At 71.0% G+C, this 221-nt stretch carries 1 protein-coding gene; it reads right to left on the bottom strand.

Annotated features, from left to right (window positions below; all coding sequences use genetic code 11):
* Positions 1-18: 18 nt before the first annotated feature.
* Positions 19-221 (bottom strand): hypothetical protein (locus tag AMS65_RS20085; RefSeq protein ID WP_206541939.1); only part of this gene is annotated, 203 nt, incomplete at its 5' end.

Here is a 221-nt window from a genome sequence, read left to right as displayed (position 1 = left end):
CCGAGACAGCGCTCCACTCTACGAGTAGGAGGCCAGCGACACGAAATAGGGTGGCCAGCACCGGGTTCCCCCCGCGGCGACCTCAAAGCCCGGTTCTGCGGGCCCCCGGGGCCGAAAGATCTCGCCCGGGTCACCCACGTACGCGACCGCCTCGGTGCTCGCGCCGCGGACCCCCCCGCTGCACGCCCTGAAGCTGAAGCCGTAGAAGCCGCCGGTGAGCA

The sequence above is a fragment of the Leucobacter celer subsp. astrifaciens genome (assembly GCF_001273835.1).
Classification (GTDB): domain Bacteria; phylum Actinomycetota; class Actinomycetes; order Actinomycetales; family Microbacteriaceae; genus Leucobacter; species Leucobacter celer.
This window is presented reverse-complemented; position numbering and strand designations above follow the sequence as displayed.